The organism is Hymenobacter terrigena (genome assembly GCF_054776515.1).
This window is the reverse complement of record NZ_BAAHBU010000001.1, coordinates 1,423,603-1,450,264: the sequence shown is the minus strand read 5'-3', so window position 1 is coordinate 1,450,264 and position 26,662 is coordinate 1,423,603. Positions and strand designations below refer to the sequence as shown.

Genomic DNA, 26,662 nt, shown 5'->3' with positions numbered 1-26,662 from the left:
AGTGTACCTCATTTGAGCACGGCGAAGAAATCATTGCTAAAATAAAAGCAGCTTCTGCCGGCGAAAGGATTAGCCTTTAAAGGCTTTCCTGATTCATTATTTCGTTTTTGACAGTTATCCTCATGGAAACCACCTTCGCCACCGACAAAGACCAAATCCTGCACGACAACCTCGACCACACGCTCTTCTCGTGGTCGAAGCAAACGGGCCTGAATCCCATCAACGCCGAGCGCGCCGAAGGCGTGTACGTGTACGACCGCGACGGCAAGCGCTACATCGACTTCTCGGCCCAACTGATGAACGTGAACATCGGCCACGGCGACCAGCGCGTGACCGAAGCCGTAGCCGCCCAGATGCGCGAGCTCAGCTACGTGTACCCCGGCATGATTACCAAGGCCCGCGGCGACCTCGGCAAGCGCCTGGCCGAAATCACCGCGCCCAACCTCACCAAGGCATTTTTCACGCTGGGCGGGGCCGAAGCTATCGAAAACGCCATCAAGCTGGCGCGGGTGTACACCGGCCGCCACAAGATTGTATCGCTCTACCAATCGTTTCACGGGGCCAGCTACGGCGCCATGAGCGTGGGCGGCGACCCGCGCAAATTTGCCGTGGACAGCCAGGCCATGCCCAACACGGTGCACGTCGAAAACCCGTTTTTCTATCGCTGCCCGTGGCACAGCTCCACGCCCGAGGAGTGCGCCCAGCGCGCCGCCGATGCCATGGAGCGCATCATCGGCTACGAAAACCCCGGCAGCGTGGCCGCCATCGTGCTCGAAGGCGAGTCGGGCACTTCCGGCTGCATCAAGTACCCGCCCGGCTACTGGACGCGCATCCGCGAAATCTGCGACAAGCACGGCATCCTGCTCATTGCCGATGAGGTGATGTCAGGCTTCGGCCGCACCGGCAAGTGGTTCGGCTCCGACCATCACAACGTCAAAATCGACATCATGTGCATGGCCAAGGGCATCACCGCCGGCTACCTGCCCCTGGGAGCCGTGATGGTGGACGAAAAAATCGCCAAATCCTTCGACGACAAGCCGCTGCCGCTGGGCCTCACGTACTCGGCGCACCCGGTATCCTGCGCCGCCGCCGTGGCCGTGCTCGATATTTACGAGTCGGACAACCTGCTCGAAAACACCGTGGAAATGGGCAAGTACATGGACGAGCAGGTGGCCCAGCTCATGCGCCACCACCCCAGCATCGGCGACTGGCGCAACACCGGCCTTTTCGGCTGCATCGAGCTGGTGAAAAACCGCGAAACCAAAGAGCCCATGGCCCCCTGGAACGCCACACCCGCCCAAATGGATATCATGAACCAGGTAGCCGCCAAAATCCGCGAGCTGGGCATGTACACCTTCGTGCGCTGGAATTACATTTTCATCTGCCCGCCGCTGACAATTAATAAAGAGGAAATCGACGAGGGTTTGGCCATTATTTCAGAGGCCATCAGCATCGCCGATAAATATGTGCATTAGCATGCAGCGCGGCCGTGCCCAGCAGGGACTTCCAGTCCGCGACAGATACTAATTGAGCCGCCATTAACTGTGTAAGGCCGCGGACTAAAACCGCGCTACTTTTTCCATATGCCCATTCTCCTCAAAAACGGCCGCGTCGTCACCGCCGATTCGGATGCCGTCTGCGATATTTTGATTGAAGGCGAAACCATCGTTTCCATCGGCCGCAACCTATCGGCCGATGGGGCGGAGGTAATTGACTGCACCGGCAAAATCATCGTGCCCGGCGGCATCGACCCGCATGTGCACCTCGAAATGCCTTTCATGGGCACCTTCAGTTCTGATACTTACGAAACCGGCACCCGTGCTGCCCTGCACGGTGGCACCACGATGGTCATCGATTTCATCCTGCAAAAACAGGGAAATTCGCTGCGTTCGGCCTTCGAGGAGTGGAGCGGCCGCGCCACCGGCAACGCCGTGGGCGACTACAGTTTCCACATGGCCGTCACGGATTTCAACCCGAGCACCAAGGAGGAAATCAAGGACATGGTAGCCGAAGGCATCACTTCCTTCAAAACCTTCATGGCCTACAAGGGCGCGCTCATGATTGACGACGCGCAGATGGTGGGCCTGATGCAGGAAGTGAAAAAGCACGGTGGCCTCGTAACGGCCCACGCCACCAACGGCGACATGATTGACACGCTCATCGCCCAGCACCGGGCGCAGGGCAAGCTCACCCCGCTCTACCATTACCTATCGCAGCCCGAAGTAACCGAAGCTGAGGCGTCGGGTCGCTTTGCCGACATCGCCAACTACACGGGCGTGAATGCCTATATCGTGCACCTCACCTGCGAGGGCGCGCTCAACCAGGTGCGCCGCGCCACCGAGCGCAACCAGCGCGTGCTGGTCGAAACCTGCATTCAGTACCTGGTGCTGGATGCCTCCCTGTATGAGGATGAGGCAAACGGCGCGAAAGTGGTAATGTCGCCGCCGCTACGCGAGAAAAAAGACCAGGCCACGCTCTGGGCGGGGCTGAATCAAGGATTGGTCAACGTTGTTGGCACCGACCATTGCCCTTTTATGTGGGAGCAGAAGTTGATGGGAAAAGACGACTTCTCGAAAATCCCCAATGGCCACCCCGCCGTGGAACACCGCATGGAATTGCTGTTTTCGGAAGGGGTAAACAAGGGAAAAATAACGCTGAATAAATTCGTGGAAGTAACTTCTACGAATGCTGCGAAAATCTTCGGGATGTTTCCACGCAAAGGCACCATCGGTATCGGCGCGGATGCCGATTTGGTGATTTTCGACCCGAATAAAAAGCACACGATTTCGGCCGATACGCACCACATGAATTGCGACTATTCGGCCTACGAGGGCTGGGAGCTAACGGGTAAGATTGACACCGTGTTACTCCGTGGAAAAGTGGCCGTAGATGCCGGAGAAACCAAAGTAGCCAAAGGGTACGGACAGTTTATCAAGCGCGGCAAAACCAATTTCTAACAGGCAATTATCATTGCCAACGGAGCGTCTGACATTACGAGTGCCTTAAGGCATTCATTTCTTGCTGTGTCCTAGTGCGTAGGGCGTGCAAATGCCCATTTTTTTGCTTAATTTAAAGCCCGCTTTGGGCTGTTTAATCTGAATTAACATTCATCACGACTTTAAGCAATGTGCCTTGCCGGGAATTCTTGCCGCAGGACACTCGCCACGACCAAACTCAACTTCATCCATTCTCACCCCAACAATGCCCAGAATTATTAAATCCGGCCTCATCCAGATGAGCCTGCCGATGACCGAAGGCGAAGGCACCATTCAGGAAATCATGGCTGCCATGGAAGCCAAGCACATTCCGCTCATTGAAGAAGCTGGCCGCCAGGGTGTGCAGATTCTCTGTTTGCAGGAAATTTTCAACACCCCGTATTTCTGCCCCGGCCAGGACAAAGCCTGGTATGCCTCGGCCGAATCGGTGCCCGGCCCGACTACCGAGCGCATGGCCGAATACGCCAAGAAGTACAACATGGTGATGATTGTGCCCGTGTACGAGCGCGAGTCGGCCGGTTTCCTCTACAACACCGCTGCCGTGATTGATGCCGACGGCACCTACCTCGGCAAGTACCGCAAAAACCACATCCCGCACACCACCGGCTTCTGGGAGAAGTTTTTCTTCAAGCCCGGTAACATGGGCTACCCCGTGTTCCAGACCAAATACGCCAAAGTAGGCGTGTACATCTGCTACGACCGCCACTTCCCCGATGGTGCCCGCATCCTGGGCCTGAACGGGGCCGAAATCGTGTACAACCCCTCGGCCACCGTGGCCGGCCTCTCGCAGTACCTCTGGAAGCTGGAACAGCCCGCTCACGCGGCCGCCAATGGCTATTTCATGGGCTGCATCAACCGCGTCGGCGAGGAGAAGCCCTGGAACCTGGGCCGTTTCTACGGCACCTCGTATTTCGTGGACCCGCGTGGCCAAATTATCGCGCAGGCCGATGAATATAAGGACGAATTGCTGATTGCTGAATTCGACCTCGACATGATTGAGGAAGTGCGCAATACCTGGCAGTTCTTCCGCGACCGCCGTCCGGAAACCTACGAGAAACTGGTAGAATTGTAGGCGCTTGGCTGACATAAAAACGGTCATGCTAAGCAAAATCGAAGCATGACCGTTTTTTTATTCACTAATAATTCGAATTAACCTGCCCCAATGGCTGAATTTTCTACACCTACCACCGAACAGCAATTCGCGGAAAATTTCGCGCAATTGAAGCCGGTGATGAACCGCACCGAGGCGCTTTACGAAAGCTCCCGCTGCCTCTTTTGCTTCGATGCGCCGTGTATAAAAGCGTGCCCGTCGGGGATTGATATTCCGCAGTTTATCCGCCAGATAAATTCGGGCAACGACACCGGCGCGGCGCGTACTATCTACGAGGCCAACTACTTCGGCAACGCCTGCGGCAAAGTGTGCCCTACGGAAGTGCTGTGCGAAGGTGCCTGCGTGTACAACTTGCAGGAAGTGAAGCCAATTGAGATTGGCCGCTTGCAAAGCTACGCCACCACCAAGGTGATTAAGAGCGGTGAAAAACTGTTCGGCCCTGGTGCGGATAATGGCAAGAAAGTGGCTGTAATTGGAGCTGGCCCGGCTGGCATTTCGGCTGCTTGTGAGCTCCGCTCGCTGGGTTACGGCGTCGATGTTTTTGAAGCTAAAGCGCAGCCTTCTGGATTGACGGTTTACGGCGTAGCGCCGTACAAAATCACCAACGAAGAAACGCTGGCCGAAATGGCCTATTTACAGGCGCAATTTGGCTATAATGTGCATTTCAATTCGGCTATTTCTTCGCGTGAGGAATTAGAGAAATTGGAGGATAAATACGACGCTATTTTCCTCGGAATTGGCCTAGGTAAAACCAATGAGTTGGGCTTGCCCGGCGAGGATAAAATCAACTGCACCGGCGCGGTAGAATTTATTGCCGAACTGCGTCAGTTCCAACATAAAGTTGCTGTTGGACGCAAGGTGATTGTGCTGGGCGGCGGCAATACTGCCATGGACGCTGCCTCCGAATCTTCCCGTCTGGGCGCTGAAAATGTGATTCTGGCTTACCGCCGGGCTAAGGAGGAAATGGGTGCTTACGAATTCGAGTATGACCTGGCCAAAGGGGTAGGAGTGAAGGGCTTGTTTAACGTAGCGCCGGTGGAAATTACGGGCAATGGCTACGTGGCGGGCGTGAAATTCATTCGTACCGAAACCAAGGATGGCAAGGTATCGGAAATCGCCGGCTCTGAGTTTGTTGAGCCTTGTGATATGGTGATTAAAGCCACCGGCCAGGCCAAGCAAACGGAATTCCTGAGCCTGATTCCTGGCCTGAAGCTGGATGGCAAAGGCCGCATCATCGCCAATGCGCACACCGGGCAGACTTCGAATCCGAAATACTTCGCTTCCGGTGATGCCTGGAATGGCGGGGCCGAAGTGGTGAACGCAGCAGCGGAAGCGAAGCTTACGGCGCGCGGTATTCACGCTTATTTGAGCAAGTAGCGCGGACTGTTAGTCCGCGAGTTGAATCCATCTTCATTTCGTACTCAATCGCGGACTAACAGTCCGCGCTACATTATGCCTGATTTATCCATCAATTTCGCCGGCATTAAATCGCCGAACCCGTTCTGGCTGGCTTCGGCCCCGCCCACCAATTCCGGCTACCAGATTATGAAAGCCTTCGACGCCGGCTGGGGCGGCGCGGTGTGGAAGACACTGGGTGTGCCCGTCGTGAACGTATCGAGCCGCTATGGCGGCGTGAACTACCGCGACAAGCGCCTCGTGGGCTTCAACAACATCGAACTGATTTCGGACCGCCCGCTGGCCGACAACCTGCGCGAGATTGAGGAAGTGAAAAAGCGCTTCCCCAACCACGCCGTCATCGCCTCGCTGATGGTGCAGACGCGTCAGGAGTGGCACGACATCGTGCGCCAGAGCCAGGACGCGGGTGCCGATGGTTTCGAGCTGAATTTTGGCTGTCCGCACGGCATGTGCGAGCGTGGCATGGGCTCGGCGGTAGGGCAGGAGCCCAAGGTGCTCCAGATGATTGTGGAATGGGTGATGGAAGTGGCCAAAAAGCCCGTCATCGTGAAGCTCACGCCCAACATCTCGGATATCACGGAGCCCGCCATGGCTGCCCGTCGAGGCGGCGCAGATGCCATCTCGCTCATTAATACGATTCAGAGCATCGTAGGCGTCGATTTGGACCATTTTGCCCCGTACCCGATTGTGGATGGCAAAGGCACCAACGGCGGCTACTGCGGTCCGGCCGTGAAGCCCATTGCCCTGAACATGGTAAAAAACTGCGCGCAGCACCCCGACGTACGCCTGCCCATCTCGGGCATTGGCGGCATTGAGAACTGGCGCGATGCGGTGGAGCATATTCTACTTGGTGCTTCGAGCGTGCAGGTGTGCACGGCGGCCATGCACTTTGGCTTCGGCATCATCCGCGAGATGACTTCGGGGCTGGAGCAGTACATGGTGGAAAAGGGCTTCAACACCATTTATGACATGGTGGGCAAGGCCCTGCCCAATGTGCTGCACTGGGAAGACCTGAACATGAAGTACAAGGTGACGGCCAACATCAACGAGGACAAGTGCATTGGCTGCCAGCTGTGCTATACGGCCTGCGAAGATGGTGCCCACCAGGCCATTAAGCTGAACGCTGGTACGCGCATCCCCGAAATCATAGAGGAAAACTGCGTGGGCTGCAACCTCTGCTCGCTCGTGTGCCCCGTGGAGCAGTGCATCACGATGGAGCGCACCGACGACGGCACCCAGCACCTCACCTGGAAAGAGCGCACCGAAGCCGGGACCGCCCCCACCGAATTTAACGACGAACGTGCCGGTGGCCGCCACCATTGGGTACCCGAGCCCAGCGCCGCACTGGGCAAGGAGCGCCACAAAACCCTGCCCGGCAAAGCCCGGCTGTATTCGGGCGAAACCGTTTTGCCGACCGAGGCTTAAGCAGGAGCTTGGCCCGGTCTGAATGCACTAATTCTGGTCCGTATTTTGTTAATAGACGTAGAAGTACACTAACCTGTAAATCGACGTGCTTCGGCACGCTGCCTATATCATGAAGACCAAATCGGTGATTTTTGCATTGAGCATCTGCTTGCTTATGTTGGGGGGTTGCGTTGCTGCCGGCCCGGGCTATGGCCCCGACTACGGCTATTACCCGCCCGCCCCACGACCGTACTATGGCTACGCACGTCCCTACTACGTCAATCCTCGCCCCGTGATTGTAGTCCCTCGCGGAGGATACAATCGTCCTCACTATGAAGGTAATCACTATGGTGGCGGTTACGGCGGAGGCCGGGGCTACGGTGGCGGTCATGGTGGCGGACGCCGCCGCGGTGATTAAAACGGTAGCAATTGGATAGCAAAATGGGCTGCTCACTTACGTGAGTAGCCCATTTTTTTTGTGCGGTTAATTCGGTGAATCAGTCGAAAATAACGGTTTTGTTGCCGTGCACGAATACCTGCTCGTCGAATACCATTTTGAGGGAGCGGGCCAGCACAATTTTTTCCACGTCGCGGCCGGCCTGGGCCATTTCGTGGGCGCTCTGGGTATGGTCGATGGGGATGACGTTCTGGGCGATGATGGGGCCCTGGTCGAGTTGCTCGTTCACGAAATGGGCAGTAGCTCCGATGATTTTCACGCCCCGGGCGTAGGCTTGCGCGTAAGGGTTGGCCCCCACAAAGGCTGGCAGAAACGAGTGGTGAATGTTGATGAGCCGATTGGAATAATGCGCCACGAACTCAGGAGTCAGGATGCGCATGTATTTGGCCAGCACCACAAAATCGGGCTGGTACTGGGCCAGTACGGCCAGCACTTCGGCCTCGTGCGTTTCGCGGGAGCGGTCGGCGTGGGGCAGGTAGTGGAAGGGCAAGTTGAACTTGCGGGTGAGGTCGCCGAGCACCTCGTAGTTGCTGATGACGGCCAGGACGCGGGCATTCAACTCGCCGAATTCGTGGCGCACCAGCAGCTCACTTAGGCAGTGATGCTCTTTAGTGGCCATCAGCACAATGTTTTTCGGCTGATTGGTGGTGAGGCGGATGACGGCCGACGGGGGCAGAGCCGTGCGCAAATCGGCTTGGAGCGCCTCCGGGTCGAACGCACCGGCCACTTCGGTGCGCATGAAAAAGTGGTTGCCGTCGCGCTCCACAAATTCGCCGTTCCGAATGATGTTGAGACCGTGCTTGAACAGCACGCCCGTGATTTTAAAGACCAGGCCCGGTTCGTCGGGGCAATGAATAAGTAGCAGATGCGTCATGCGGAAGAGCGTGAGTAATCAGTTGAATTGGCAAAAAGCCGCGCTGCAAAAGTAGAGCGCTGGCTATTGGTTAACAGGGGCTTTTATTTGCTGCGTAATTCTCCTTTGATATTTCTGTGCATCCACTTCTACCTGCCCGGATTTTACCGGCCTTGCTGCTCAGCACCTGTTTGCTAGTTCCATCCATCAGTAGGGCGCAGGGGTATGCCGAGGGCATCGGCCTGAGTTACGAAGTGCTGCCCCTAAAGCAGAAAAGCGGCAGCGAAGTCACATTCCGGGGCGATGTTTTTCGGGCCAATATCATCGCACCCCTTGCCGTGGCGGCTGATACTTCGCACGCAGTTTTAGCCGGACTGAACCTCGAAACGTTGCGTTTCAGTGGCAACCGGCCCGGTTTTGAGGTGCACAACGTGTACAGCATCACGCCGGTGCTGGGCTACCGCCAGCGCCTGTCGCCCCGTACGGAGCTGACAGGCCTCGTGCTGCCCGCTCTCAACTCGGACCTGCGCGAAGTGCGCGGGGCCGATGTCACCTGGGGCGGCGTGGTCCGGGCCGCCTACCGTAGCAGCGCCCGCCGCGCTTATCGGCTCACGGTGGGCTACCGGCAGCAGTTTTATGGCCCGCAATATGTGCTGCTGCTGGGCCTCGATTGGCAGCTGGGGCAGCGGTGGCGACTGTTTGGCGACTTACCCACCACCTTCACGGCCAGCTATGCCGCTACGCCCCGGGTAAATATCGGCTTCAATCTGAACGGCATCAACACGGCTTATCGGCTGCTGAATAACGACCAATATTTCCAATACCAGCAGGGGCATTATGGCTTGTTTGCCGAAGCATATTTGAGCACCCATTGGGCGCTCCGGGCCACCGCCGCCTATGCGGTGACGCGGCGGCTCGAAGTGTATGCCAGGGACGAGCAGTGGCCCGCTACCATCGATTACATCGGGCTGGGCAAGGCTCCCTCGCCGCTGAGTTCGCCGATTGAAAAAGGCCTGGCGTTCCGGCTGGCGCTGAGTTACCGGGTGCCCGCCCCGTGATTAGCATTAGGCCGTTTCAATCGTTGCCCGGCTGCTTGCTTTAGGCGAATCAGCATGAATAGCGGCCGTTGTGTCGCGCAGGTGCTGGGGCTGCCGTTTGTTTTTTACGGCCTGAATTTCGGCTACGATAGCCAGCGCGATTTCCTCCGGCGTCTCCCCGCCCAGGCTTAGGCCAATGGGGCTGTGCAGGCGGTTTTGCAACGCATTCAAAATTTCTGCTTCGGATAGATTCAGCTCATCTTCCCGCAGCAGCCTCCCGGCTTTGGCGCGCGGGCCGAGCAGGCCGATATAGGGCGCGGAAACGGGCAGCAGCGTTTGCAGCGCGGCCAAATCGTAAGCATAATTGTGGCTGAGCAGTACATGGTAAGCGCCCGCATCAGGGGCAAGCATTTCCAATTCCCGAACGGGCACGATGCGTACTTCGGCCGCCTCTGGGAATCGGGCGGCGGTGGCCAGATTGGGCCGGCCATCCAGCACCGTAGTGTGCCAGCCGAGCGAGGCGGCCAGGTGCACCAGCGGCTGCGCGTCGTTGCCCGCGCCGTACACCACCAGGCGCAGCGGCGGCGTGAGCACCTCCAGGAGCGCACGCACCGGGCCAGCATCGGTTTCGATGTCAAGAATTTGCGACTGGCCCTGGTCCAGCGTTTGCCTGGCTGCTTCGGCCAGCGGAGCGGCCAGCAGGGGAGTGCCCCGCAGCGCCCCGGTAGCGGAGAGGAGCAAGCGTTGCCCAACAGTTGCTTTCAGGCCCGAGGTATCGGTTTCAAACACGGTGGCCAGCACAGCCGGCTCGGGATGTTGGGCGAAGGCGCGCAGCAGCTCCACCGGGTTATCCAGGGCCGCAAAGTCCAGCGGTTCCAGTAGGATGCGGACCACGCCCTGGCAACCGGGACCGAGGCCGTGGCGCGGGTCGTCCTCGTCGCGGGTGTCGTAGGTGACCAGCGCGGGCTGGCCCCGGAAAATGGCCTGGCGCGCGCGCTGGCGCGCATCGCCCTCCAGGCAGCCCCCGCTGATGGCCCCGGTCAGCTCGCCGTCTTCGGTCACGAGCATGCGGGCGCCGGGGCGGCGGTAGGCCGAGCCCAGCACCTCGACTACCGTGGCCAGGGCGCAGGGGCGGGCCTGGGCGCGGTGGCGGTCGTAGGCGAGGAGCAGGCGTTGGAGTTCGGTCATGGAGCGGCAGTTGGCGGAGGAAGTACGCCCGGTGGCGGGACGGGGTTATGTAAACCGCCGGCTGGGAGGTGTGGTTTAGAACGGGGCCGAGGCTCCGACTAACGACTGTATCTTGTCTATTATGACGGCCGCCATTCCCCTCTATCAACTAGACGCCCTTACTGAAACCGCCGAAACGTCGGCGGCAGTATTCTTTTTAGGGCCGAATTCGGTGTCGGCTCATCTGCCCATCGACCTGCCGTATCGCAGCAATTACTATAAAATTGGCGTCTGCCTGCGCGGCAGGGCCTGCTTGAAGGTCAACCTGGAAACCTACGATATTGGGCCTGATTCACTGATGCTCTTATCACCCTATGTCATCAAGCAGTGGCCGTTTATGTCGGCTGACTTCGAAGGTCTGAGCATCTTTTTTACCCGGGAATTTATTTCGGCCAATAGCAGCTTCAATCCGGATGCCTTTTCGTTTTTTGAGCGCGATGCCCGTCATGTATTTCAATTAGCCGCCGCGCCGGCCAAAAGTATCAGCGCGCTGCTGCATACCATCGAAGAAAAATACGAGGCACCGCACGCCTACCGCGAAGAAATTCTGCGTAGCCTCATCCATATTCTGCTGCACGAAATAGCACCCGTTTACAGCGCGCAGCACGTTTCATCGAAGGCCATCCAGACGCGCAGCCAATTGATTGCCGCCGAGTTTAAAAAGCTGGTCGGTACCCACTACGCCGCCGAGCGGAGCCTGGCTTTTTATGCCGATAAGCTCTGCATCACTCCCAAGCACTTGGCTAAAACCGTGAAGGAGGCCACCGGCAAGCGCGCCGGGGAGTGGCTGGCCGAGGCCGTGCTGCTGGAAGCCAATGTGCTACTGCAAAACCCGGCCCTCACCATCGGCCAAATTGCCGATACGCTCCATTTTGCCGACCAATCCACGTTTGGCCGTTTCTTTCGGAAAGGTACCGGTGTTTCGCCGGCTACTTACCGGCAGCGCTGGGCCTGAGGCTTGCCGCACTTTGGCCCAATTTTCCCGCCGTTTCGCCCTTTCTTGGGGCTGAAGGTAGTCGGAGCTTTGCCGTATGAAAATCATTCTCACCGGTTCCCTCGGGAACATCAGCAAGCCCCTGGCCACCGCGCTGGTGCAGCAGGGCCACGCCGTCACGGTCATCAGCAGTAAGCCGGACAAGCAGGCGGAAATTGAAGCGCTAGGGGCTACCGCCGCCATCGGCACGGTGGAAGATGTAGACTTCCTGACGGCGACTTTCACGCGTGCCGATGCAGTGTATCTGATGGTGCCGCCGCACTTCGCCGTAGCCGATTCGCGGGCATACCACCAGCAAATTGGTCGCAACTATGCCCTGGCTGTTCAGCAATCGGGGGTGCGGCGCGTGGTGCAGCTCAGCAGCTGGGGCGCGCATCTGGCAGAGGGTACCGGCGGCATTCTCGGCTCGTACGACGTGGAGATGATTCTGCGCGAAGTGCCCGGCATTGCGCTCACGCACCTGCGGCCCACGTCTTTCTACACCAATTTTTATCCCTCGGCCGGGATGATAAAAAGTGCAGGAATAATGGGCGCCAATTATGCGGGCGATATCAAAGTAGCCTTTGTGCACCCGCGGGATATTGCCGTAGCCGCTGCCGAAGAACTAACCAAACCAGCAATTGCTACTGCCCAGAACGTGCGCTACGTAGCCAGCGACGAACGAACCGCCGATGAAGTTGCGCAAGTGCTAGGCGCCGCCATTGGCAAGCCCGAATTGAAATGGGTGGCCTTCACTGATGAGCAGATGCGGGAAGGAATGGTGAAAAACGGCGTGCCGGCTGATAGAGCCGATGAAGTCGTGGACATCTATGCCAGCATCAACAGCGGCAAATTGGGGGAGGATTATTGGCGGCATCGGCCCGGCTTAGGCAGGGTAAAGCTGGAAGATTTCGCAAAGGAATTTGCGGCGGCTTTTTAATGAGTAGAAGGGAAGGCAGCCCATCCTGCTGAGCGTAACCGCAGTATCTCTATCTCGCAACTAATCTCGTTTAATATTGCGGTATCGATGCTTGGGCTGCGCTCAGCATGATGGGCCCGCGGACCTAGCATAGGTACATGGCCTGGCTACTGGTACATCCTTTACTTAAGTGTAAAGCCGCACCCGAATTAACCCTAACTAGATTCTAATGTGATGAAAACCGTCGATATCACTCTGAGTAAAACGGTAAGAAACGATTTAGACACGCTGTTTCAGTTTCAGCTTGACGAAGAAGCAAACCGTTTAGCCGCGTTCACTCAGAAAGACCCGAGCGACAAAAATGCCTACATCGAAAAATATGCAAAGCATTTAGCTGACCCGACAATAAATATGCAGACGATAAAATCCAACGGGGAAATTGTAGGCAGTATAGCGAAATTTATATTGCACGGGGAAGCTGGAATTACTTATTGGATTGACAAGAAATTTTGGGGCCACGGAATTGCTACGAATGCTTTGCGTGAATTCTTGAAAATTGAACAAGCCAGACCCATTTATGGCGGTGTAGCTTTCGATAATTATGGCTCACAAAAGGTTCTGGAGAAATGCGGCTTTGTGAAAACGGGAACGGATAAAGGATTTGCCAACGCTCGGCAAACCGAAATTGAAGAATTTATTTATAAGCTTTCGGACTGAAAAGCTGCCTTGAATTCCCGGTAATCTCACCAAATCGTAGCGCTCCTGCCATCCGTTGCGGGCCGCAGGCGAGGCCACCGAGTGGCAGGGCTACTCCCCAGAATAGCTAAACGCCATGAAAGAGCTCCTTGAGCGAATGAAGCGACTTGACATTAAGGCGATTGAGGAAGGAAAGATGCCGTAACACTTTTTATGCAGACCGTGATATAGGGCAGGGCCTATATTTTATATAATTAGCAGCAATAGTGAATGATTTGTAGCCTGTGGTATCTGTTGTCCAAATAAATGTGTCTATATTGCTGCATCAAGTACTTGTTCTGAGTACTTGCCTGTCGCAGTGAGTGCTCTGAATGGAAAAATGGCCTTCTGTGATAGTTTACTCAACTCACTCAATTTTAGTAACTCAATCAACAAAAAGGCATGAATAAAATTTCTGTAAAAAACATCGTGACTTTTCGGAATAAATCTGAAAAAAGCCAGAAAACGTTTCTTGAGAATTTGAGGAAGAAAAGTGAAATAAAATCAGAAGGCGGTGGTGGCGATTACTGGGTTAGAAGTCTGAGCGCAATGAGTAATGCTGTCAGGGAGAAAAATACCAAGCCAATTAAAGAGAAAATTGCCGATATTCTAGCTAGCATTAAGCCAGATATTTCTAAACAAACAAAGGATATGTACGAAAGGAGCCTTAGTGTGCTTCATAATTATGAAGACACTGCTTTCAATGATTGGTTGCCATTAAACAGTGTAATACTCAATAAAGACAGTAAAAAAGCAATAATTGAAATAGCTGATGTTCCTGTGCAGATAACTCCCGCTCAAGTATATTCATATGACGACGGAAATAATAGATACGTTGGCGCAATATGGTTTTTAGCAAAACTAGAAGGCTTCAAAAATGGAGAATTGGGTATTTTCGCAGAAGCACTCCAAATTTATTTAACACACAATTTTAGAACAAAATATCAAATAAAGCCTGAAGATTGTTTAGTTGTTGACGTTTTAAGCAAAGAGGAAGTGGATTATAGAATGGTGGTTGACAAGGAAATCCCATCATTGCTTTATCCGACTCTGGAAAGGATAAAAAAAGTGAGATAACTAACTGTGGCTGATGCCCGATTTAAACCCAAAAACGCCCCGCGACAAATCTGTCGCGGGGCGTTTCTCTTTTAGGCAATAGCTGCTTCAGCTACTCGCGGGGCCTGATTACTTCCAACCGCCGCCCAGGGCGCGGTACACGTTCACCGAGGCGTTGAGCTGCTGCATGCGCGTTTCGATGAGGTCGAACTTCGATTCCAAGGCGTCGCGCTGAGTGAACAGGACTTCCGTGTAGTCGGCGCGGGCGTAGCGGAAGAGGCTGTTGGAAATGTCGACCGACTGATTGAGGGCGGCCACTTCCTTGGCTTTCGCGTCGTAGCTGTTGGCCAGGTTGCCGATGTTGGCCACCTGGTTCGACACCTCCATGTAGGCGTTCAGTACCGTCTTTTCGTACTGATAGGCGGCTTGGGTTTGCGCAGCGTTGGCGGTATAGTAAGCCGCCTTTATGCCATTGCGGTTGAACAGCGGACCGGCTAAGTCGGCGCCCAGTGCGTAGAGCATGGACTGGGGCGTAGACACCAGCAGGCCGGGCGTGAAGGCCGCCAGACCCACACCGCCCGTCAGGCCCAGCGAGGGGTAGAAGTTGGCGCGCGCCACCTGCACGTTGATTTTGGCGGCGGCCAGCTGCTGCTCGGCCTGCCGGATATCGGGGCGGTTAGCCAGGAGCTGTGCGGGCGAGCCAGCCTGAATGGTGAATGGCAGCAGGTCGTTGAACGACTGCGCGTTGCGCGCCACCGGCTGCGGGTAGCGGCCGGCCAAGTAGTTCAGCTTGTTCTCGGTTTCGACGATGCTTTGCTGAAGCTTGAACTGCAGGGCCTTGGTGTGCTGCACCTGCGCCTCGAAGCGTTTCACAGCCAGTTCGGTAGCCCGGGCCGACTCCTTTTGCAGCTTCACCAGCTCCAGCGCGTTGCTTTGGATGCCGATGTTCTGCTTCACAATGGCCAGCTGATTGTCGTAGGCCAGCAACTCGTAGTAGGAGTTGGCGATTTCAGCAATCAGGTTGGTCACCATGAAGTTTTTACCCTCCACCGTGGCCAGGTAGCGGATGGCCGCAGCCTTCTTGGCATTGCGCAGCTTGTGCCAGATATCGACTTCCCACGTGGCAAACGCGCCCAGCTGGAAGTTGGTGAGTGGGTCGGGCGTGCGGCGGTTTTCCTGAATCTGAACCTGCTCCTCGGTGGCGCCTTGCAGGGTGTAGCGGCCCACTTTTTCGGCGTCGGCACGAGCGCCCAGGCTCACGAAGGGCAGGTACTCGCCCTGGCGGGCGCGGATTTCGTTGCGGGCAATTTCGATTTCCTGGAGCGTGATGTTCAGCTCCTGGTTGTTTTGCAGGGCGGTTTCGATGAGCGCCTGCAGGTTGGGGTCGTTGAAAAACTGCTTCCACTGCACGCGGGCGGTGTTGGCGCTGTCGAGGGAAGCGGCCGAGGACGTGGCGGTGGAATAGCTGGCCGGCACGTTGCGGCTTTCATTCTTCACCACCAATTCGGGTGTTTTGCAGGCTCCTACGGCAAGGGCCAGGCTGGCCGCGCCGAGGACTTTATAAATTCGTTTCTTAAGCATAAGGCTCCATTTCTTCAAGTGTAACGCGGGGCTCTACGCCTTCGAGGATGGGGGCTTCGTTCTCATCCTTAATCAGTTTGCTGTTGCCGGCCAGGGTTCCGAAGAAGTAGTACAGGCCGGGGATGATGATTACCCCGAACACCGTACCGAACAGCATGCCGCCCAGGGCCGAGCTACCGATGGTGCGGTTGCCAATGGCACCGGCACCCGTAGCCACCACCAGCGGAATCAGACCAGCGATGAAGGCGAAGGAGGTCATCAGAATCGGGCGGAAACGGGTCTTGGCACCTTCGATGGCCGCGTCGCGCACGCTCATGCCCTCTTCGTGTTTCAGGGCCGCGAATTCGACGATAAGTACCGCGTTTTTACCCAGCAGACCCACGAGCATTACCAGACCTACCTGGGCGTAGATGTCGTTGGCCAGGCCAAACATCTTGATGAACAGGAAGGACCCGAACACACCCGCTACCAGCGAGAGAATAACGGCCAGCGGCAGCAGGAAGCTTTCGTACTGCGCGGCCAGCACCAGGTACACGAACACGAGTACGATGAGGAAAATCACGGTCGACTCGTTGCCGCGGCCCACTTCGTCTTTCGACAGGCCGCCCCAGTCGATGCCGTAGCCATGGGGCAGGGTCTCGGCCACTTCCTGCACCGCCTTGATGGCCTCGCCCGAGCTGTAGCCGGCGGCAGCCCCGCCCCGGATGGAACCCGTGGGGTACATGTTGTAGCGGTTGATTTCGTTGGCTCCCTGCGACTTCACGATTTTCATGAAGGCCGAGAACGGGACCATTTCGCCCTTGTCGTTCTTGGCCCACATGTTCAGGATGTCTTCGGGCAGTTTGCGGTACTCCGGCGAGGCCTGCACGAACACCTTGAAGAAGCGCTGGTACTTGATGAAGCCCAGCTCGTAAGTCGAGCCCACCAGGATGCTGAGCGTGTTCATGGCGTTGCCGATGCTCACGCCTTTCTGCATGGCCAGCTCGTTATCAATCTTGAGCTCGTACTGGGGGTAATTGGCCGAGAAGAAGGTGAATACGCCCGCCAGCTCCTTGCGCTTTTTCAGCTTGGCAATGAACTCGTTGTTCACCCGTTCCAGGGCCTTGTAATCGCCGGTGCTGGTTTTGTCGAGCATCTGCAGCTGGAAACCACCCGCCGCGCCGTAGCCCGGTACTGCCGGCGGCTCGAAGAATTCGATGGTCGCGCCGGGAATCTCGTGGGCCTTCTTCTCCAGGTTCGCCACAATCTCGGCAATGGATTCCTTGCGCTCCGACCATGGCTTCAAGTCAATCAAGCAAGTACCGGCGTTCGAGCCGCGGCCTTCGGTCAGTACTTCGTAACCGGCCAGCGTCGAGATGTTAGCGATGCCGGGCACGTCCTTAGCCAGGTCGCGCAAGCGCTTCGATACGGCGTTCGTTTGTTCCAGCGTGGTGCCGGGTGGCGTCTGCACAATGGCGTAAATCAGGCCCTGGTCTTCGCTCGGAATGAAGCCGGCTGGCAAACCTGCCGAGATGGCCCAAATGCCCAGCCCGAATGCTACCAGCATCACGAACGTAACAATGCGGTTGGCCACAATGCGCTGCAACAGGCCCACGTAGGCATTGGTCAGCTTCTCAAAGCCGCGGTTGAACCAGTCGAAGAAACGCTGCAGCGGCGTTTGCTTCTTGGGTTGGCCGTGGTGGTTTTTCAGAATCATGGCGCAAAGCACCGGCGTCAGCGTCAACGCCACGAGGCCCGAAATCACGATGGCCGTGGCCATGGTAATGGAGAACTGACGGTAGAAAATGCCCACCGGGCCGCTCATGAACGACACCGGAATGAACACGGCTGTCATCATGATGGTGATGCCGATGATGGCGCCGCTGATTTCGCCAACGACTTGTCGGACTGCATTATAAGGCGATAGGTGCTGCTCGTCCATCTTGGCGTGCACCGCCTCAATCACCACAATGGCGTTATCGACCACAATACCAATCGAAAGCACCAGCGCAAACAGCGTAATCATGTTGATGGTGAGGCCAAACGCCTGCATCGCAATGAACGAGCCCACCAGCGACACCGGCACGGCCAGCGCCGGAATCAGCGTCGAGCGCCAGTCGCCGAGGAAGATGAACACCACCAGTGCCACCAGAATGAAGGCATCGCGCAGGGTATGAATCACGTTCTCAATCGAGGCGTCGAGGAAGTTCGACACGTCGTAGGTGATTTTGTAGTCCATGCCGGGCGGGAAGCTGCTTTTCTTTAGCTCTTCCAGCTTGGCTTTCACCTCCTTAATTACGTCCGAAGCGTTCGAACCGTAGGTCTGCTTCAGCACAATAGCCGCCGAGGGGTACTGGTTCAGGTTGGAGTAGATGTCGTAGTATTCCGAGCCCAGCTCCACGTTGGCCACGTCCTTCAGGTGCAGGCTTTCCCCGTTCGGGTTAGCCTTCAGAATCACGTTCTTGTACTGCTCCACGTCGTTGAAGCGGCCCTGGTAGCTCAGCACGTATTCCAGCGACTGCGCATTCTTGCCATCGGCGCGGCCGATACGGCCCGGCGAGCCAATTACGCTCTGCTCGTCCAGCGCCTTCATTACATCGTCTACCGAGATGTTGTAGGCCCGCATGCGGTCGGGTTTCAGCCACACGCGCATGGCGTACTGCCGGCTGCCCAGGATGCTGGCCCGGCCGATGCCGCCGAGGCGCTGCAGCTCGGGTATCATGTTCACGCCGGCAAAGTTGAACAGGTACTTCATGTCCGTGTTCTTGTCTTTCGAGTACAAGTTCACGTACATCAGCATGTTGGGCACCACGCGGTTCACAATCACACCCTCGCGCTGCACAATCAGCGGCAGGCGGTTGAGCACCTGGGCAATGCGGGTGTTCACGTTCACCACCGCCTGGTCGGGGTTGGTGCCCAGGTTGAACACAATCTGGATGTTGGCCTCCCCGGCCGATACGGCGTCGGAGGTCATGTACTTCATGCCCGGCACGCCGTTCACGGCCTGCTCCAGCGGAATCAGCACCGACTCGGTCAACACTTTAGCGCTGGCGCCGGGGTAGGAGGCGCTCACCATCACGAGGGGCGGCGAAATCTCCGGAAACTGCGACGTGGGCAGCTGCATGATGGCCAGCCCGCCCATGAGCAGGATGGACACCGATATAACAATGGCAAATACGGGCCTGCGAATGAATTTACTAAACATATTCTTCTGGCTGTGTGAATATTAGGAAAGGCCGATTAAGAATCGAAGGCCGTCATGCAGAGCGCAGCGAAGCATCTTTACTGCGCAGCGCAACTCAATCGTAAGATTTAGTGGTGGCGGGCGAGATGCTTCGCTGCGCTCTGCATGACGGCCTATGTAGTCCGCTTATTCGGCGGTTACCTTCAGATTCGAGAGAACCCCCTGCGGCGCCTTGTAGTCATAAGCCACCTTGTCGCCGTCTTTCACCTTGCGCAGGCCTTCCAGGAGAATGCGGTCGTTGGTGGTGATGCCGGAGCCAATAATGTAGAGGTCAGGCATTTCTGAGGCGATTTTCACTTCGCGCTGATGCACCACGTTGTTCTTGTCGACCACGAAAACGTACTTCTTTTCGAGGATTTCGAACGTGGCTTTCTGCGGGATGATGACGGCGCCTTTCAGCGGCACGGTCATCAGCACGCTGCCGGTTTCGCCGTTGCGCAGCAGGCCGTCGGGATTAGGGAAGGTGGCGCGGAAGGCGATGTTGCCGGTTTCGTTATTGAAATCAGCCTCAATGGTTTGCACAATGCCCGTCTGGTCGAATACCTCGTTGTTGGCCATGCGAAGCTTCACGTGCGCGGCCTTGTCGTTGGTTTTCGAGTGGGCTTTGTAAGCCAGGTACTCAGCCTCGGGTACGTTGTAGTACACCCACATTTTGCTGTTGTCCGAAAGCGTCGTCAGCAGGTCGCCTTCATCCACGAGGCTGCCCAGCCGGGCCTGGAAGTGGTCCATGATGCCGCTAAACGGTGCCTTCATGGTCGTGAATTGGAGGTGCGTCTGGGCCAGCGACACGTCGGCATTGGCCTTGTCGTATTTGGCCTGCGCCAGCGCCAACTCGCTGCCCGACACGATGTTCTTGTCGGCCAGCTTCTTGGTGTTCTGGTACTCCATCTGCACGTAATGAGCCTCGGCCTGCGACTTCTTCAACTCGGCCTGGTACACGGTGGGCTTAATCTGGAACATGGTCTGGCCCTGCGACACGTGCTGGCCTTCGTCCACGAAAATCTTCTCCAGATAGCCTTTCTCCAGCGCCCGCATCTCGATGCGCTGGTAGGAGTGGACCTGCGCCACGTACTCCTTGGTGATGGTGGTGTCTTTCTGCAACGGGCTGGTGGCGACCAACTTAATCTGCTCTTCGACTTCCTTTTTTTCTTCCTTGCAGCCGGTGGTGTAGAACAAAACACTGCAGCTCAGCAGCATGAGTACTCTTTTCATAGGAACCTTGGGTAACGTGACAGGCGGGTGGTATTGCATAGAAAATGGTAATTCAGAAAACGGCCCCCAATGGCTAGCCTGACCCGCGATGCATTGGGAAAGCCTGTGCCGGGGGGCAAATCAGGCGGTGGAATTGGCCGGAAGACCAGCAAGAATCGGAGCCGGGTTGGGCTGATTGGGGTTGTTCATACTTCGCGGAAGGCTTCGCTCAAACAGCAGAACGCCCTTGGCCCCCAGCAAACCTGCCGGAACCAAAACAAGCCGAATGCGTGCATCGAAGGGTGGGAGGGGCGAGGCAACGCAGCTTGTGTCGTGGGTTGACAGCACAAACTTCCCCCCGGTGGCATGAAGCGTAAATGAAGGTTTACCGCCGTGCTTTATATTTTTCGGCCCGCATCTGCCGCGTCCAGAGGCACTTTTGGGGCTTGGGGCGGGGCGGGTTGATGAAGAAAGTGAAGCCTTTCCTGTTACCTTTAATTCACCCAGCCCGCATAGCCATAACGACAAGTAAGCAAGCAGTTATCGACCGCACCATCAAAGCCATTAACCTGCTTCCCGCCGATAAAGCCGAAGAAATTCCCGACTTCGCCGACTTTATGAGCAAGCGCTACGAAGAGCAGCTATTGGCGCAGGGAATCCAGCAGCTAGCTGCCGAGAGCAAGACGTTCGACTTCTTAAATACTGAGGAAGAATTGTATGCCAAAGCTGACTTGAAGGAAGTATAGCCCGCGAAACCTTCGAAGAAGGCTACGAAGCCTTTAAGTTAGGCGCAATGCTCAAGGAAATGAGCGAGGAAAACAAGATGATGCAGGAGGAACTAGACGCCAAGTGCGATACGACGAAAAAGTACATCTCCCATATCGAAAACAACGCCAGCGACATTCGCCTCTCCACGCTCATAAGGATTGTGTGGGAGGGCTTTGGCAAAAACTTGAAGTTGACGGTGGACTAATAACAATTCTAAAAAACAATTAATAAAGAATAACATGGAAGAATTCGATTTGCCAAAAGCTCAGGAGATTGGGAGGAATTTTGCATCACAAGCTAACAACTGGGAGAGTGGGCACAAATTTACCAAAATGTTAGATGATAATACTTTCGTTGATAACGAATATGGTAAAATCTATGAAATTGAAATTTATCCTAGATATAGCAGACTGAAAATTGGGGCAGATGCAAATCAAATCGACCTAATGTTGAGCCTTTGTGGAAATTTGAATCCGCCATATTATATCCTTTATGTGTTGGTAGTTCCACGACAAGGGCACGAACAGGGAAGGTATCAGTCAAATCTGATTGAAAGCATATCTGATGTAAGGCTTTTTCTGAATGAATACAAAGAATTTTTTGAGACCGATGGAAGGCATCATATTTGGATTGGGGCTGCTGATAATTCAGGACTAATAATTTATGACCAGCATAATGTTATTTTCTGCTATGGGGATTTAGAGCGACAAACCACCTTTTTGCAAACCCACGGTTTTCAAGAGAAAGCATTTTCTTTCCCTGTGCCACATGCTCATCGGTACAATGAAAAAAATGACAAGTCTGAAGAGAAGATATTGCAACATTGGGATTGGGGAATTTCTCCGGTAACTGATGATGATACTTACGATTGATTTATTAAACGCGCTTGGAATGGCACACTTATAATCAGTTAGGTCGTGAGTCGCTAATTGTGTTATAAAAGAAACGCCCCGCAACGAATTCGTTACGGGGCGTTTCTTTTGAGGCTTCAGCTACTTCTGCGCCTTATGGGGCGGAAGCGCTGGCGGGCGGCATTACGCCTGGGCCAGGTCGAAGCGGCCGAGGTTCATCACCTTGGCCCACACGGCTACGAAGTCCTTCAGGAACTTCTCCTGCGAGTCCGCGCAGGCGTACACTTCGGCCAGGGCGCGCAGCTCGGAGTTCGAGCCGAAAATCAGGTCGACGCGGGTGCCGGTCCACTTCACCTGGCCGGTTTTGCGGTCGCGGCCGTTGAAGAGGTTTTGAGCATCCGAGGTGCTGGCCCAGGTGGTGTTCAGGTCGAGCAGGTTCAGGAAGTAGTCGTTGGTGAGCGCACCGGCCTGAGTGGTGAACACGCCGTTGTCCGAGCCGTCAAAGTTGATGTTGATGGCGCGCAGGCCACCGAACAGGACGGTCAACTCGGGGGCGGTCAGGGTCAGGAGCTGGGCTTTGTCAATCAGCAGCTCCTCGGCGGCGGCGCGGTGATGCGTCTTCAGGTAGTTGCGGAAGCCATCGGCGGCCGGCTCCAGGGCCTGGAACGACTGCACGTCGGTTTGCTCCTGCGAGGCATCGGCGCGGCCGGGGGTGAAGGGCACAGTCACGGTGTGGCCGGCGTTTTTGGCGGCTTGCTCGATGCCAACCACACCGGCCAGCACGATGAGGTCAGCCATCGAAACCTGCTTGCCGCCGGTTTGGGCCGCGTTGAACTCCTGCTGAATGCCGCCGAGCTTGTTGAGGACGGTCGAGAGCTGCGCGGGGTTGTTCACTTCCCAGTAGCGCTGCGGGGCCAGGCGCAGACGGCCGCCGTTGGTACCGCCGCGCTTGTCGGAGCCACGGTAGGTGGAAGCCGAAGCCCAGGCGGTGGACACCAATTGCTGCACGGTGAGGCCGGAATCGGCGATTTTGCCTTTCAGCGCGGCCACGTCCTGGGCATCAATCACCTGGTAGGTAACGGCCGGGATGGGGTCTTGCCAGAGCAGCTCCTCGGTGGGTACTTCGGGGCCGAGGTAACGCTCTTTCGGGCCCATGTCGCGGTGCGTCAGCTTAAACCAGGCGCGGGCAAAAGCATCGGCAAACTCGTCGGGGTTCTCGTGGAAGCGGCGCGAAATCTTCTCGTAAATCGGGTCAACGCGCAGGGCGATGTCCGAAGTCAGCATGAAGGGGGCGTGCTTCACGTTCGGGTCGTGGGCATCGGGGACGGTACCTTCGCCGCCGCCGTTCACGGGGCGCCACTGGTGAGCGCCGGCGGGGCTCTTAGTCAGCTCCCACTCGTAGCCGAACAGGTTGTTGAAGTAGCCGTTGCCCCACTGCGCGGGCGTGCTCGTCCAGGCGCCCTCGAGGCCGCTGGTGATGGTGTGCTCGGAGTGGCCTTTGCCATAGCTGTTGCGCCAGCCCTGGCCCAGTTCCTCAATGGGGGCACCGGCGGGTTCGCGGGCCACGAACTTGGCCGGGTCGGCCGCGCCGTGGGTTTTGCCGAAGGTGTGGCCGCCGGCAATCAGGGCCACGGTCTCCTCGTCGTTCATGGCCATGCGGCCGAAGGTTTCGCGGATGTCGCGGGCCGAGCGCTCGGGGATGGGCTCACCGTCCGGGCCTTCGGGGTTCACGTAGATAAGGCCCATTTGCACGGCGGCCAGCGGGTTTTCCAGCTGCCGGTCGTTTACGTAGCGCTTGTCGCCGAGCCACTCGGTTTCGGGGCCCCAGTACACGTCTTCCTGCGGCTCCCACACGTCGGCGCGGCCACCGGCGAAGCCGAAAGGCTTCAGGCCCATCGACTCCAGGGCACAGTTGCCGGTCAGAATCATGAGGTCGGCCCAGGAGATTTGCTTGCCGTATTTCTGCTTGATGGGCCACAGCAGGAGGCGGGCTTTGTCGAGGTTGGCGTTGTCGGGCCAGCTGTTGAGGGGGGCAAAGCGCTGCATGCCCGCGCCCGCGCCGCCGCGGCCGTCGGTAATGCGGTAGGTGCCGGCGCTGTGCCAGGCCATCCGGATGAAGAAGGGGCCGTAGTGGCCGTAGTCGGCCGGCCACCAGTCCTGCGAGTTGGTCATCAGCTCGAACAGGTCCTGCTTCACCGCATTCAAATCCAGCTTCTTGAATTCCTCGGCATAGTTGAAGTCCTTGTCCATCGGGTCGGTCAAGGGCGAGTGCTGGCGCAGGATGCTCAGCTTGAGTAGATTGGGCCACCACTCGCGGTTGGTGCGGCCGCCACCGGCCGTCTGCTTCACCTCGCCATTTAGGAAAGGGCACTGGGAAGCATCCGCGTTGAGGTCATGGAGGATGGAGTTTTCCGGGGGAAGGTCGTGCAGGTTGGCGCTCATGTTGTAAGTGTTTTTAGTGGTCAGCCTCATAAAAGGCCGGTTGAATTAAAAAGTTAGCGGACTTACCTGAGAAGCCGTTTTGAGAGGCTGATACAGGGCAAGAGGCGGGAGCTTTGCACAAAGCTAATTGGCGTAAATGCATAATCAAAATCGATTTTATTTATAACTTTATAACCAAAACCTATATCGGCGCGCCGCTTTTTTGCTATGAATCTCCAACAACTCGGCTACCTCGTGGCCCTGGATACGCACCGCCAGTTCGGCCTTGCCGCCGAAAAAAGCTTTGTGAGCCAGCCGGCGTTGAGCGTGCAAGTGCAAAAGCTGGAAGAGGAGCTGGGCGTATTGCTGTTCGACCGTACCCAGCGCGGGGCCGAGCCCACGGCCGTAGGGGCCCAGGTTATTGCCCAGGCCCGGCGCGTACTGCACGAAGCCCAGCAGCTGCGCGAATTAGTACAGGTGGCCAAAGGCGAGGTAGTGGGCGAGCTGCGCCTGGGCGTCATCTCCACGCTGGCCCCGTACTTGGTGCCGCGCTTCCTGGTGGGGCTCAGCACGGCCTACCCCAATTTGCGCGTCCACATTGAGGAGCTGCGCTCCGAAGAAATCATGCTGCGGCTCAAGGACTACCGGCTGGATGTGGGGCTGCTGGTCACGCCGCTCGATGACCGGCTGTTGCACGAGCTGCCCCTGCTGGACGAGCCTTTCCTGCTGCTCGCCTCCGAGGACCACCCGCTGGCCGCCCGGGCCACCGTGAGCCCGGCCGACCTGGCCAGCCCCGGCCTGTGGCTGATGCAGGAGGGCCACTGCTTCCGCAACCAGGTGCTGAACCTGTGCGGCCGGACTGCTTCCACCGGGGCCGTGGCCTACGAAAGCGGCTCCATCGAAACGCTGAAAGAGCTGGTGCGCCACCACCACGGCTACACGCTGGTGCCCGAGCTGGCCGTGCTGGACGAAGTCGATAGCAATCCGCTCCTCAAACGCTTCGTGGACCCAACCCCGGTGCGCGAGGTGAGCTTGGTGGTGCATCACGGCTTCGTGCGAACGACGTTGCTCACCGCTTTACGGGAGTTGATTCTGGCCAGCGTGCCCGCCCGGTTGCGTGCGGGTAAGTCGGGGGAGAAAATCCGGTGGCGCTAACGGATGAATTAAAAATGCTCAGCGACACAATCTCAAAACACCTCTTCACTAAGGATGGAAAACGAAAACGCCGTATCAAACAAGCCTGATGTTCTGGACAACGGTCCTTTCTACCACGGGACGAAAGCAGATTTGCCGGTTGGTGAATTTCTGACCGCGGGGTTCAACTCGAATTATCACCCCGAAGTCGTGATGAATCACATTTATTTCACTGCCCTGCCCAATGGAGCGGGGCTTGCAGCCGCCCTGGCCAAAGGCGACGGGCACGAACGAGTTTACATTGTCGAGCCGACGGGCAGCTTTGAAAATGACCCGAACGTGACGGATAAGAAATTTCCCGGTAATCCAACTCGCTCGTATCGCAGTCAGGCACCCTTGAAAATCGTTGGCGAAGTGACGGATTGGGTGAGAATAACACCCGAAGAGCTCCAGGTATGGCGCGAAAAGCTGGCGAATCTTAGAGCGGATTCGAATGCAAAAATCATTAATTAATGGCCAGTCTCTATATCATTGCCGGTTGCAACGGAGCCGGCAAAACCACAGCTTCCTTTACCGTTTTGCCGGAGCTTTTGCAGGTGCGGGAGTTCGTGAATGCAGATGAAATTGCGCGAGGGCTTTCGCCTTTTCAGCCAGAAACAGTTTCGATTGAAGCAGGCAGAATCATGTTGCGCCGGTTGCAAGAGTTAACGACACAAGAGGTGGATTTCGCTTTCGAAACGACGCTGGCAACTCGCAGCTTCGCGGGGCTGATTGACCGCACCAAAGCGCAGGGCTATACTGTCACTCTGATTTATTATTGGCTCGACAGTGTTGAACTGGCCGTTGCAAGGGTTCAGGCCCGCGTGGCGGAGGGGGGACATAATATTCCCGCTGAGGTTATTGCCCGCCGCTATCAGGCGGGACTACGCAACTTTCTGAACCTGTATAAAAGCCGGGTGGATTACTGGCTGCTTATCGATAATTCCCAAACGCAGCCCGAACTAATTGCCGAAGGGCAGGGTAATGCCTCATATAAGGTTGTAGATTTACCCAAGTGGAAAGCCATCCATCAACTAGCGAATTATGAACCAGACCGAAATTAAAGAGAAGGTGCTGCAAGGCGGCAAGCTGGCTATTGAGCGGCTTTTAGTCAAAAAGCGCCAAACCAACTCTTATGTGGTGGTTTCTGAGAACGGCAAGGTAGTGAAGCTAAAAGCCTGATTATAAATGGATAAGACATTAAAACGCCCCGCAACTAACCAGTTGCGGGGCGTTTTAATGTCACTTCAGCAGCACTAGCCGCTGGAGT

General features: G+C 56.5%; 23 protein-coding genes. 17 read left to right on the top strand and 6 right to left on the bottom strand.

The window, feature by feature from the left end; translation table 11 throughout:
- The first annotated feature begins 122 nt into the window (after positions 1-122).
- From ACYU7Q_RS05960 to preA, 5 genes are all read left to right on the top strand, one after another.
- Positions 123-1,475 carry an aminotransferase class III-fold pyridoxal phosphate-dependent enzyme gene (locus ACYU7Q_RS05960; RefSeq protein ID WP_460608511.1) on the top strand — a complete coding sequence of 451 codons (1,353 nt, stop codon included), beginning with the start codon at positions 123-125 and terminating at the stop codon, positions 1,473-1,475.
- A 108-nt stretch (positions 1,476-1,583) separates the two neighbouring features.
- A complete protein-coding gene (hydA, locus tag ACYU7Q_RS05955) occupies positions 1,584-2,957 on the top strand; it encodes a dihydropyrimidinase (RefSeq protein ID WP_460608510.1) in 1,374 nt (457 codons plus the stop codon).
- A gap of 244 nt (positions 2,958-3,201) precedes the next feature.
- Positions 3,202-4,068: a nitrilase-related carbon-nitrogen hydrolase gene (locus tag ACYU7Q_RS05950; protein WP_460608509.1), complete on the top strand. Its 867-nt coding sequence runs from the start codon at positions 3,202-3,204 to the stop codon at positions 4,066-4,068.
- Between the two features lie 90 nt (positions 4,069-4,158).
- Positions 4,159-5,484, top strand: coding sequence for an FAD-dependent oxidoreductase (locus ACYU7Q_RS05945; protein ID WP_460608508.1), 1,326 nt, complete (start codon positions 4,159-4,161; stop codon positions 5,482-5,484).
- A gap of 75 nt (positions 5,485-5,559) precedes the next feature.
- Positions 5,560-6,948: an NAD-dependent dihydropyrimidine dehydrogenase subunit PreA gene (gene preA / locus ACYU7Q_RS05940; RefSeq protein WP_460608507.1), complete on the top strand. Its 1,389-nt coding sequence runs from the start codon at positions 5,560-5,562 to the stop codon at positions 6,946-6,948.
- Between the two features lie 476 nt (positions 6,949-7,424).
- On the opposite strand, the gene purU is transcribed toward preA, so the two are convergent.
- The gene (gene purU / locus ACYU7Q_RS05935; RefSeq protein ID WP_460608506.1) at positions 7,425-8,258 is read right to left on the bottom strand and encodes a formyltetrahydrofolate deformylase; all 834 of its coding nucleotides are present in this window, start codon (positions 8,256-8,258) and stop codon (positions 7,425-7,427) included.
- 116 nt (positions 8,259-8,374) lie between these two features.
- Here purU and ACYU7Q_RS05930 point away from each other — a divergent pair, with 116 nt between their 5' ends.
- Positions 8,375-9,295 carry a DUF6268 family outer membrane beta-barrel protein gene (locus ACYU7Q_RS05930; protein ID WP_460608505.1) on the top strand — a complete coding sequence of 307 codons (921 nt, stop codon included), beginning with the start codon at positions 8,375-8,377 and terminating at the stop codon, positions 9,293-9,295.
- Positions 9,296-9,301: 6 nt separating this feature from the next.
- Here ACYU7Q_RS05930 and ACYU7Q_RS05925 read toward each other — a convergent pair whose 3' ends face one another.
- Positions 9,302-10,462, bottom strand: a complete 1,161-nt coding sequence (locus tag ACYU7Q_RS05925) for an XdhC family protein (protein ID WP_460608504.1) — start codon at positions 10,460-10,462, stop codon at positions 9,302-9,304.
- A gap of 121 nt (positions 10,463-10,583) precedes the next feature.
- On the opposite strand from ACYU7Q_RS05925, the gene ACYU7Q_RS05920 reads away from it, so the two are divergent.
- The 4 genes from ACYU7Q_RS05920 to ACYU7Q_RS05905 all read left to right on the top strand — a co-directional run bounded on the left by ACYU7Q_RS05920 (position 10,584) and on the right by ACYU7Q_RS05905 (position 14,205).
- A complete protein-coding gene (locus ACYU7Q_RS05920; protein WP_460608503.1) occupies positions 10,584-11,456 on the top strand; it encodes a helix-turn-helix domain-containing protein in 873 nt (290 codons plus the stop codon).
- A 76-nt stretch (positions 11,457-11,532) separates the two neighbouring features.
- A complete protein-coding gene (locus ACYU7Q_RS05915) occupies positions 11,533-12,414 on the top strand; it encodes a Rossmann-fold NAD(P)-binding domain-containing protein (protein WP_460608502.1) in 882 nt (293 codons plus the stop codon).
- Positions 12,415-12,627: 213 nt separating this feature from the next.
- Positions 12,628-13,110, top strand: coding sequence for a GNAT family N-acetyltransferase (locus ACYU7Q_RS05910; protein ID WP_460608736.1), 483 nt, complete (start codon positions 12,628-12,630; stop codon positions 13,108-13,110).
- Positions 13,111-13,530: 420 nt separating this feature from the next.
- Positions 13,531-14,205, top strand: a complete 675-nt coding sequence (locus ACYU7Q_RS05905; RefSeq protein ID WP_460608501.1) for a hypothetical protein — start codon at positions 13,531-13,533, stop codon at positions 14,203-14,205.
- 108 nt (positions 14,206-14,313) lie between these two features.
- Here the strand turns inward: ACYU7Q_RS05905 and ACYU7Q_RS05900 are convergent, their stop codons facing one another.
- The 3 genes from ACYU7Q_RS05900 to ACYU7Q_RS05890 all read right to left on the bottom strand — a co-directional run bounded on the left by ACYU7Q_RS05900 (position 14,314) and on the right by ACYU7Q_RS05890 (position 20,200).
- Positions 14,314-15,765 carry an outer membrane factor lipoprotein domain-containing protein gene (locus ACYU7Q_RS05900; RefSeq protein ID WP_460608500.1) on the bottom strand — a complete coding sequence of 484 codons (1,452 nt, stop codon included), beginning with the start codon at positions 15,763-15,765 and terminating at the stop codon, positions 14,314-14,316.
- Positions 15,758-18,949 carry an efflux RND transporter permease subunit gene (locus tag ACYU7Q_RS05895; protein ID WP_460608499.1) on the bottom strand — a complete coding sequence of 1,064 codons (3,192 nt, stop codon included), beginning with the start codon at positions 18,947-18,949 and terminating at the stop codon, positions 15,758-15,760. Before ACYU7Q_RS05895 ends, ACYU7Q_RS05900 begins: the two co-directional genes overlap by 8 nt.
- 165 nt (positions 18,950-19,114) lie before the next feature.
- Positions 19,115-20,200, bottom strand: coding sequence for an efflux RND transporter periplasmic adaptor subunit (locus ACYU7Q_RS05890; RefSeq protein ID WP_460608498.1), 1,086 nt, complete (start codon positions 20,198-20,200; stop codon positions 19,115-19,117).
- Positions 20,201-20,556: 356 nt separating this feature from the next.
- Between ACYU7Q_RS05890 and ACYU7Q_RS05885 the strand changes: the two genes are divergently transcribed.
- Genes ACYU7Q_RS05885 through ACYU7Q_RS05875 form a run of 3 tightly spaced genes read left to right on the top strand, consistent with a single transcriptional unit; the run spans position 20,557 to position 21,819 of the window.
- Positions 20,557-20,925, top strand: a complete 369-nt coding sequence (locus ACYU7Q_RS05885) for a hypothetical protein (protein ID WP_460608497.1) — start codon at positions 20,557-20,559, stop codon at positions 20,923-20,925.
- Positions 20,926-20,972: 47 nt separating this feature from the next.
- Positions 20,973-21,152, top strand: coding sequence for a helix-turn-helix domain-containing protein (locus tag ACYU7Q_RS05880; RefSeq protein ID WP_460608496.1), 180 nt, complete (start codon positions 20,973-20,975; stop codon positions 21,150-21,152).
- A gap of 34 nt (positions 21,153-21,186) precedes the next feature.
- Positions 21,187-21,819 (top strand): hypothetical protein, encoded by a 633-nt coding sequence (locus tag ACYU7Q_RS05875; protein ID WP_460608495.1) that lies wholly within the window; start codon positions 21,187-21,189, stop codon positions 21,817-21,819.
- 162 nt (positions 21,820-21,981) lie between these two features.
- On the opposite strand, the gene katG is transcribed toward ACYU7Q_RS05875, so the two are convergent.
- A complete protein-coding gene (gene katG, locus ACYU7Q_RS05870) occupies positions 21,982-24,240 on the bottom strand; it encodes a catalase/peroxidase HPI (protein ID WP_460608735.1) in 2,259 nt (752 codons plus the stop codon).
- Positions 24,241-24,447: 207 nt separating this feature from the next.
- On the opposite strand from katG, the gene ACYU7Q_RS05865 reads away from it, so the two are divergent.
- From ACYU7Q_RS05865 to ACYU7Q_RS05850, 4 genes are read left to right on the top strand one after another with little or no spacing between them, the layout of a single operon-like run.
- Entirely contained in the window at positions 24,448-25,374 is a 927-nt protein-coding gene (locus ACYU7Q_RS05865; RefSeq protein WP_460608494.1) for a hydrogen peroxide-inducible genes activator, read from the top strand.
- 54 nt (positions 25,375-25,428) lie between these two features.
- Entirely contained in the window at positions 25,429-25,866 is a 438-nt protein-coding gene (gene arr, locus ACYU7Q_RS05860) for an NAD(+)--rifampin ADP-ribosyltransferase (protein ID WP_460608493.1), read from the top strand.
- Positions 25,866-26,456 carry a zeta toxin family protein gene (locus ACYU7Q_RS05855; protein ID WP_460608492.1) on the top strand — a complete coding sequence of 197 codons (591 nt, stop codon included), beginning with the start codon at positions 25,866-25,868 and terminating at the stop codon, positions 26,454-26,456. The genes arr and ACYU7Q_RS05855 overlap by 1 nt, the downstream gene beginning before the upstream one ends.
- Positions 26,437-26,574 carry a hypothetical protein gene (locus tag ACYU7Q_RS05850; protein ID WP_460608491.1) on the top strand — a complete coding sequence of 46 codons (138 nt, stop codon included), beginning with the start codon at positions 26,437-26,439 and terminating at the stop codon, positions 26,572-26,574. Before ACYU7Q_RS05855 ends, ACYU7Q_RS05850 begins: the two co-directional genes overlap by 20 nt.
- Positions 26,575-26,662: the final 88 nt, after the last annotated feature.